The 7602-nt window shown below is 72.5% G+C and carries 9 protein-coding genes and 1 pseudogene; 5 read left to right on the top strand and 5 right to left on the bottom strand.

Annotated features, from left to right (window positions below):
- Window positions 1–141: pseudogene (locus ABNT58_RS22065) on the bottom strand (transketolase); the annotation flags it as partial.
- Between the two features lie 44 nt (window positions 142–185).
- Between ABNT58_RS22065 and ABNT58_RS22060 the strand changes: the two are divergent.
- Complete coding sequence (locus ABNT58_RS22060) at window positions 186–824, top strand: PEP-CTERM sorting domain-containing protein (protein WP_348755554.1); 639 nt, start codon at window positions 186–188, stop codon at window positions 822–824.
- On the opposite strand, the gene ABNT58_RS22055 is transcribed toward ABNT58_RS22060, so the two are convergent.
- On the bottom strand, window positions 813–1220 hold the full coding sequence (locus ABNT58_RS22055) for a nuclear transport factor 2 family protein (RefSeq protein WP_348755553.1): 408 nt from the start codon (window positions 1218–1220) through the stop codon (window positions 813–815). The two genes, ABNT58_RS22060 and ABNT58_RS22055, sit on opposite strands and share 12 nt — an antisense overlap.
- Before the next feature lie 92 nt (window positions 1221–1312).
- Here ABNT58_RS22055 and ABNT58_RS22050 point away from each other — a divergent pair, with 92 nt between their 5' ends.
- On the top strand, window positions 1313–2206 hold the full coding sequence (locus ABNT58_RS22050; RefSeq protein WP_348755552.1) for a LysR family transcriptional regulator: 894 nt from the start codon (window positions 1313–1315) through the stop codon (window positions 2204–2206).
- 5 nt (window positions 2207–2211) lie between these two features.
- Here the strand turns inward: ABNT58_RS22050 and ABNT58_RS22045 are convergent, their stop codons facing one another.
- The 3 genes from ABNT58_RS22045 to ABNT58_RS22035 all read right to left on the bottom strand — a co-directional run bounded on the left by ABNT58_RS22045 (window position 2212) and on the right by ABNT58_RS22035 (window position 5151).
- Window positions 2212–3300 (bottom strand): PAS domain-containing protein, encoded by a 1089-nt coding sequence (locus ABNT58_RS22045; RefSeq protein ID WP_348755551.1) that lies wholly within the window; start codon window positions 3298–3300, stop codon window positions 2212–2214.
- A gap of 8 nt (window positions 3301–3308) precedes the next feature.
- Window positions 3309–4148, bottom strand: coding sequence for a HAMP domain-containing sensor histidine kinase (locus ABNT58_RS22040; RefSeq protein WP_348755550.1), 840 nt, complete (start codon window positions 4146–4148; stop codon window positions 3309–3311).
- Window positions 4149–4257: 109 nt separating this feature from the next.
- Entirely contained in the window at window positions 4258–5151 is an 894-nt protein-coding gene (locus tag ABNT58_RS22035) for a dioxygenase (RefSeq protein WP_348755549.1), read from the bottom strand.
- Window positions 5152–5259: 108 nt separating this feature from the next.
- Between ABNT58_RS22035 and ABNT58_RS22030 the strand changes: the two genes are divergently transcribed.
- From ABNT58_RS22030 to ABNT58_RS22020, 3 genes are all read left to right on the top strand, one after another.
- Window positions 5260–6159 carry a LysR substrate-binding domain-containing protein gene (locus tag ABNT58_RS22030; RefSeq protein ID WP_348755548.1) on the top strand — a complete coding sequence of 300 codons (900 nt, stop codon included), beginning with the start codon at window positions 5260–5262 and terminating at the stop codon, window positions 6157–6159.
- A gap of 97 nt (window positions 6160–6256) precedes the next feature.
- A complete protein-coding gene (locus ABNT58_RS22025; RefSeq protein WP_348755547.1) occupies window positions 6257–7051 on the top strand; it encodes a citryl-CoA lyase in 795 nt (264 codons plus the stop codon).
- Window positions 7052–7099: 48 nt separating this feature from the next.
- Window positions 7100–7602: tripartite tricarboxylate transporter substrate-binding protein (locus tag ABNT58_RS22020; protein WP_348755546.1), on the top strand; the 503-nt coding region annotated here is incomplete at its 3' end.

Raw genomic sequence — 7602 nt, 5'->3', positions numbered from 1 at the left:
CATGGAGTTGTAGACGAAGGCCGGGTTGCCCATGTGCTTGAGGCCCAGCGCCATGCCCACGCCGATGGCCAGGCCCTGGCCCAGCGAGCCGCCGGAGATCTCCATGCCCGGGGTGTAGGTGGCCATGCCCGACATCGGCAGGCACCGCCGCCCTGGCCCTGCTGGCCGCCACCGCCAGCGCCCCGGTGTGGGCCTTCAGCTTCACCAGCAGCAGCTACACCACCTCGGCCACCGCCACGGCCGAAGGCCTGACCGACAGCCTGGCGGACAGCAGCGCCACCACCCCGTTGCCGCTGCAAACCCTGGCCAATGCCGCCGGCCTGCAGGACTTTGCCAATGCCAGCGCGGTGGCCGAAGACGGCCTGCTGACTGCGTTCACCTATGCCGACAGCACAGGCGGCGCCGCCAGCGCCGAAGCGCAGGCGCGCTTCGTCGGCAGCTTTGCCGACAGCGGCCGGCTGCGCTTCAGCTTCGACTTCGGCAGCACGGCAACCGCGAGCGGCGGCAGCACCAGCGGCCTGCTGACGGTGCTGCTGACCAGCAGCCTCAACGGCAGCAGCAGCACGCTGCTGAACCAGAGCTTCTCGGCCACCGGCCTGCAGTCTTTCGAATTCACGCTGGCGGCGGGCAGCGTGAGCACGCTCGACCTGCAACTGGTGAGCAACGCTGCCACCACCGGCCTGGGCCAGTCGGCCCAGCACTTTGCGCAGGCCGGCTTTGCGGTGGCCGCCGTGCCCGAGCCGGGCACCTGGGCGCTGATGGCCCTGGGCCTGGCCGGGCTGGCCTGGCGCGCGCGCCGGCCGGCCGGCGCTTCAGCCGCCTGAGATCGCGTACTTGTCACCCACCTGCTCACGCAGCGGGTGGGTGTCGTAGACGATGTGCATCTGCGCGATGCGGTCGCTGCCCGGGCCGAAGCTGAACACGTCCACACAGGTGAAGCTGAGCTGCTGGCCGTCGCGCAGCGTCCAGTCGTAGCGGAACCAGGCGGCCACGCGCTGCGCGCCGGGCGCTGCGTCGGCCGACACCAGCAGGTCGATCGGCGTGATGACGCTGCCGCTGGACGAAGCGGCCAGCTTGTCGAAAAACGGCTGGGCGGCCAAGGTGCCGAGGAAGGGCGAATGCACCACGCCGTCGGGCTCGAAGCAGCTGACGAGGCCGGCGGTATCGCCCTCGTGCAGGTGGCGCAGGTAGCGGCGGACGGTGTCGAGGGCGGTGCTCATGAGTGGCCAAGCGTTGGTGACAAGGTCCGCAGCATCGCCGCCACGCGATGAGGCAGCAAGCCGCTGGCGTGCCGATTACATAAGATGCGCTTATGAATCTGACGTCCTTGCGCTACCTGCGGCTGGTGGTGGAACACGGCACCTTCGCGGCCGCTGCGGCGGCGGCTGGCGTGTCGCAGCCCGCCGTGTCGCAGGCCCTGCAGCAGCTGCAGGCCCGGCTGGGCGAAAACCTGTTTGAGCGTGAAGGCCGCCGCCTGCGGCCCAATGCCCGTGCCCGCCAGCTGGCCCGGCACAGCCATGGGCTGGAAGAGCAGCTGCAAGACCTGCTGCCGCCAGCATCGGCCGCGGCCGATCCGGCGCTGCTGCGGGTGGGGCTCACCGCCTCGGCCGCGCGGGTGTGCGGGCCGCTGCTGGTGGCGCATTGGTGCGGCGCCGGGCCCGGCCGCCGGCTGGCCATGCGCAGCGCCGACGAGGGCCAGCTGATCGCCGGCCTGCAGCGCCGCGCGCTGGACCTGGCGATCACGCCGCGGCCACGCGGGCCGATGCCGACAGGCCTGTCGGTGCAGCCGCTGTACCGCCTGACGCCGCGGGTGTACGGCCGGCGCGGCCATCCGCTGGCCGGCACGCAGCGGCTGCAGGATCTGCAGTCGGCCTGCTTTGCGGCTGTGGGCGCCGCGGTGGCCGGCCCGGTGGATGTGCTGACCGAAGCCTTCGAGGTGCGGCGCCTGCCGCCGCCGCAGGTGCAGGTGCAATGCGCCGACTACGGCAGCCTGGTGCAGTTGCTGGCGCAGACCGACCTGCTGGCGGTGCTGCCCCATCCGGCGCTGCTGGGTGAAGGCGCGGCCGGCGCGGTGCGCCCGCTGCCGCTGCGCGAAACGCTGCCGCTCTACGACATGGTGCTGCTGCGGGCCGCCGGCACCAGCCGCCTGCTGGGGCCGCTGGTGCGGCAGCTGCGCCAGGCGCTGGCCGGCGGGCCGCAGGACTGAAAGGCTCAGCCTTGCCGGTGGTCCACGAACAAGGCGAAGGATTCCGACAGCTGCTGCGCCTGGCGCGCCAGGGCGGCCGCAGCCGCCCGGCAGCGGTCGGTGCGGGCGGCGTTGTCCTGCGTGGCATCGTCGAGCCGGGCCATGGCCTCGCGCACGTGGTCCAGGCCCAGCTGGTCGAGCGTGGCGGCGGTCTGCTGCAGCGCGGCGGCTGCCAGCTCGGTGCGCTGGCCCAGGTCGTCGCTGTCGTGGGCCAGGCCGCGGGTGGCGGCGCACAGCCGATGCACTTGCGGGCCCAGCTCGTCGCGCAGCGCCTGCAGCTGCCAGCCGGCCTGCTGCAGCGCGCGGTGCAGCAGGCCCTGCTCAGCGCCCGGGCACGACCCCGCGGGCGCGGCCGGGTGCACCGCGCCCAGCGCATGCCCGGCGACCAGTGCCAGCGCCTGCTGCTGCGCCAGCCGCCACGGCGCCCACACCTGCCGCCGCAGCCAGCCGGCCAGCAGCAGCCCGCCCACCGCGCACACGGCCAGGTGCCCGCCCAACGCAGCACCCGCCAGGCCGCCCAGCCAGCCGCCGGCCATGCCGAGGGCCGCCAGGCCGGCCGCCGCCAGGCGCAGTCGCCACATCAGCGGCAGCGACCAGGCCTGCGTTTGCAGCGCCGGCTGCAGGCCCGGTGCGCTGGCGCGCAGCGCGCAGCGGTGCAGCCGGTGGTCCAGCGCGGCGTCGGCCTCCACCGGCCGGCTGTGCAGCAGCAGGTGGCCGGCCCAGCGGCCTTCGCGCCGCAAGGGCGCGGCATGCACCTGCATCCAGCAGGCCTCACCTTCGGCCAGCCGGTAGGCCAGCAGGCCGGCCCAGGGGTGGCCGGCGCGCAGCGTGGCCCACAGGTCGGCCTCGGCCCGTGGCGGCTGCAGCGGATGGATGAGCGCCGCATGCGGCTGGCCGGCCAGCGCACGTGCGCTGCGGCCCAGCAGCTGGCGCAAGGCGGGGCTGGCATGCTGCACCCGGCCTTCGTCGTCGGTGGCCAGGATCAGCGGCGGGCGTGGGGCCGGCGTGGGGGATGGCGCGGCGGTGGCCGGCGCATCGGTGGGGCGGGTGTCCACCACATCCCTCACGCAGCGGCCGGCGCGGCGGGCGCGTCGATCTCGAACCAGAAGGTGTTGCCGCCGCCGGGCGTGCCGCGCACCGCCAGCTCGCCGCCCAGCGCCTGGGCCAGCCGGCGGCTGATCACCAGGCCCAGGCCGCCGCGGCGCTCGGGGCTGCCGTGCGACCACAGCTCCAGTGCATGGCCCTGGCGCAGCAGCTCGGCCAGCTGGTCGGCGTCCATGCCGTGGCCGGTGTCGGCCACCTCGAAGCACCAGCGCGCCGGGCCCACCCGGTGGCAGTTCAAGCTGATGCTGCCCTCGGCGGTGGCGCGGGCCGCATTGCCCAGCAAGTTCAGCAGCAGCTGACGCAGGCGCTGGCCGTCCACCCACAGCACCGGGTCGGCCGTGGGATGGCCGCCCTGCAGCTGCGTGCGCACCAGCACCGACGGGTTGCGCACTTCGGCGCGCGCCAGTTCGGCCAGGCCGTTGAGCAAGGCCGACAGGCGCAGCGGCTGCGGGCGCAGCGTCACTTCGGCGCTGCTGGCCAGGCCCACCTCCAGCAGGTCATTGACGGTGCGGCTGAGATGCTCGCCGCACTGGGCGATGCTGTCGAGCCAGCGGCGGTGCTTGGGGCTCAGTTTGGCTTCGCTGGCCGTCAGGCGGGCCAGGCCCACCAGCCCGTGCAGCGGCGAGCGCAGCTCGTGCGCCACATGGGCCAGGTGGGCCAGCAGGCGCCGCTCGCGTGCTTCGGCTTCGCTGTCCTGCAGCGGGGCGAGATCGCTGTCGGCAAAGGGCGCTGCGGCGTGCAGCGGCGGGCAGGCGACCGCCGCGCAGGCGGCCGGCCCGGATGCAGGATGGGTATGCATGAGGCGTGGCAGGCTGTGATGAGATGCCTGCATGGTGCGGCTGCGCGCCGCCCCCACCCATGACCAATCCATGACCAAGCGGGCGGTCATCCGCCCGCCAGCGCCCTCGTCAGCCCGCGGCCGGCGCCAGCCGGAAGTCGTAGTGCGCCGACCAGTACGGCCGGCGCATCGGCCGCCCGTCGACCGCGGTGCCGGGTTCATGCCGTTCGAAAGGCACGATCAGGCTGTCGCGCACGCCGAACACCACGTCCGTCTCCAGGTAGGGGCTGTCGCCCACGAACAGGTGCGTGGTCACCGGCACATGGCCGTCGGCCGACACCATCATGTGGATGTGGCCCGGCCGGTTGGGGTCGCGGCCCATGCGGTGGATCATGCGGCCCACCGGCCCGTCCATCGGAATCGGGTAGTAGCTGGGCCGGATCGACCAGAACCAGAAGCGGCCCTCGCCATCGGTGCGAAAGCGCCCGCGGGCCCGCATCTCGGCCTGCTCGCCCATCTGCATGTCGTAGTTGCCTTCGCCGTCGCCCGACCACACGTCCAGCAGCGCGCCGGGCAGCGGCTGGCCTTCGGTGTCGGTCACGCGGCCGGTGTACAGCGCCGGCTCGCCGGGCACGCCTTCGCCGATGTCGAAGCCCAGCGGCCGGTCGGGCGCGCCCACCCAGTAGTACGGGCCCTGTACCGTGGCTTCGGTGGCCGGCGTGGCGCCCTGGGCCTGGCCACTGGCGCGGGCCTGGGCCAGCGCCACCACCAGCATCGACACGCCCAGCGTGTCCGACAGCAGGATGAATTCCTGCCGCTTGTCGGTGCAGGTCTTGCCCGTGGCGGTGAGGAACTCGATGGCCTGCATCCATTCTTCGCCCGTGAGGTCCACCGCCCGCACGAAGTCGTGCAGATGGGTGACCAGCGCGCTCATCACCTGCTTGAAACGCGCATCGGTGCAGCCGGCCAGCCGGGCCAGCACTTCGTCGGTCAGGCTGTGCACGGCATCGGATGCTTCGGCCATGGGCATGTCTCCTTGTAGTGGTTGGGGCGCACCATAACCATCGAGGCGCTGGCGCAGAAGTGAAGATCTTCGATAAATTCCATGCACCGCATCGATGGAAACCCGCCCATGGAACTGCGCCACCTGCGCTACTTCACCGCGCTGGCCGAGTGCCTGAACTTCACCCGGGCGGCCGAACGGGTGCACGTCACCCAGTCGACGCTGTCGCACCAGATCCGCCAGCTGGAAGAAGAAGTGGGCCATGAGCTGTTCGACCGCATCGGCCGCCGCGTACTGCTGACCGAAGCGGGCGAAACCTTCCTGGGCTATGCCTCCAAGGCGCTGCGCGAGGTGGACCAGGGCTTGGGCGAACTCAAGCGTGCGGCCGGGGCGCTGACTGGCGAGGTGCGCATCGGCGCCACCCACACCTTCAACCTCGGCTTCGTGCCCGAATGCCTGGCCGCCTTCCTGGCGCGCCACCCCACGGTGAAGATCAGCGTCGAGGAACTGGCGGCCGACGCCATCGCCCAGCGGCTGCTGGAAGGCACGCTGGACGTGGGCATCGCCTACCAGCCGGCCGAGCCGGGACGGCTGTGGTTCGAGCCGCTGTACAGCGAAGAGATGGTGCTGGTGGTAGGCGCCGGCCATGCGCTGGCCGGCCGCCGCCGGGTGCGCATGGTGGAGCTGCACAGGCAGCCGCTGGTGATGCTGCCGCGCGTGTTCACCACCCGCACGATGCTGGACGCCTGCCTGGCCAGCTGCGGCGCCGAGCCGCTGGTGGCGGCCGAGATGAACACCATCGCGCCGATGATCGACCTGGTGGCGCGCACCGGGCTGGCGGCCATCGTTTCGCGCCATGCAGTGCCGGCGCGCGAGGACATCCGCACCGTGCCGCTGGAAAGCCCCACCCCGATGCGCACCCCCGGCCTGCTGTGGCAGCGGCAGGCGCGCCAGAGCGCGGCCGTCAAGAGCTTTGCGCGCGAGATCCGCAAGGCGGCGCTCGGGCGCAGCCTGCAGCCGGCGGGCTGATGCATCGACAGCGTAGATCGACCACATCGAAATTCTTCACTTCTTGTGGCCGCCGCCACTGCTTACCGTTCGCTCCCACTCAACGTGAAGGAGCGGCATGAAGATCGGCAAGGAGACGGTGCCCCGCAGCGCCATCTGCACCTCGGACGAACACAGCATCACCGTGCGCGGGCGCGACCTGTGCAGCCAGCTGATCGGCCGCGTGTCGTTCACCGACTACTTCCACCTGCTGGTGACCGGCCGCGAAGCCACGCCGGCCGCCACCGCGGTGCTGGACGCCACGCTGGTGGCCATTGCCGAGCATGGCCTGGTGCCCAGCGTGCAGGCCAGCCGCATGACGCTGGCGGCAGCGCCCGATGCGCTGCAGGGCGCGGTGGCGGCCGGCATCCTGGGCTGCGGCTCGGTGATCCTGGGCGCCAGCGAAACCGCCGGCCGCCTGTTCCATGAGATCGACCAGCGCGCTGCCGGCGCCGAAGGCCCAGCCCTGGACACAGCGGCGCTGGCCGTGGTGCGCGAATACCGCCAGGCCGGCCGGCAGATCCCCGGCTATGGCCACCCGCTGCACAAGGCGCGCGACCCGCGGGTGGACGCCCTCTTCCGCGTGGCGCAGCAAGCGGGCGCCGACCTGCGCTACGTGGCGGTGGCAGAAGCCGTGGAACGGGTGCTGCCCGATGCGGTGGGCAAGGCGCTCAAGCTCAACGTTTCGGCCGCTATCCCGGCGGTGCTGCTGGGCATCGGCTTTCCGCTGCTGGCGCTCAAGGGCGTGCCCATCCTGGCGCGCACGGCCGGCCTGATCGCCCACCTGAACGAAGAGCTGGAGCGCTCGATCGGCTTTGCGCTGTCGTACCAGGCCACGCGCGAGCTGCAGTACGACGGCCCGCCGCCGCCCTGAGCCACGACCCCGCGTTCGACCCCTACCTACAACGACCGGAGACACAGCATGAGCAGTACCCGCAGGCGCACCCTGGCGTCGGCCGCGGCCTGGGCCGCCACCCTCGGGCTGGGCGCTGGCCTGGCCACCCTCGCCCCCGTGGCCACGGCGCAGACCGCGGCCGCCGACTGGCCGAGCCGGCCGCTGCGCATCGTGGTCGGCTTTGCCGCCGGCACGCCGCCCGACGTGTTCGCACGCATCTACGGCGAATACGCCTCGCGCAAGCTGGGCGTGCCGGTGATCGTGGACAACAAGCCGGGCTCGGCCGGCAACCTGGCCAGCGACGCGGTGGCCAAGTCGCCGGCCGATGGCTACACCGTGCTCTACAACGTCTCCACCGCCTTCACCATCAACCCCTTCATCTACGGCAAGCTGCCGTTCGACGCGGCCAAGGATCTGGTGCCGGTGGCGCCCACCATGCGCCAGGGCCTGGTGCTGATCGCCAGCCCCAAGCTGGAAGCCGCCACGCTGAAGGACGTGCTGGCGCAGGCCCGCAGCAAGCCCGACCAGCT

The sequence above is a fragment of the uncultured Aquincola sp. genome, from assembly GCF_964001545.1.
GTDB lineage: Bacteria > Pseudomonadota > Gammaproteobacteria > Burkholderiales > Burkholderiaceae_C > Aquincola.
This window is presented reverse-complemented; position numbering and strand designations above follow the sequence as displayed.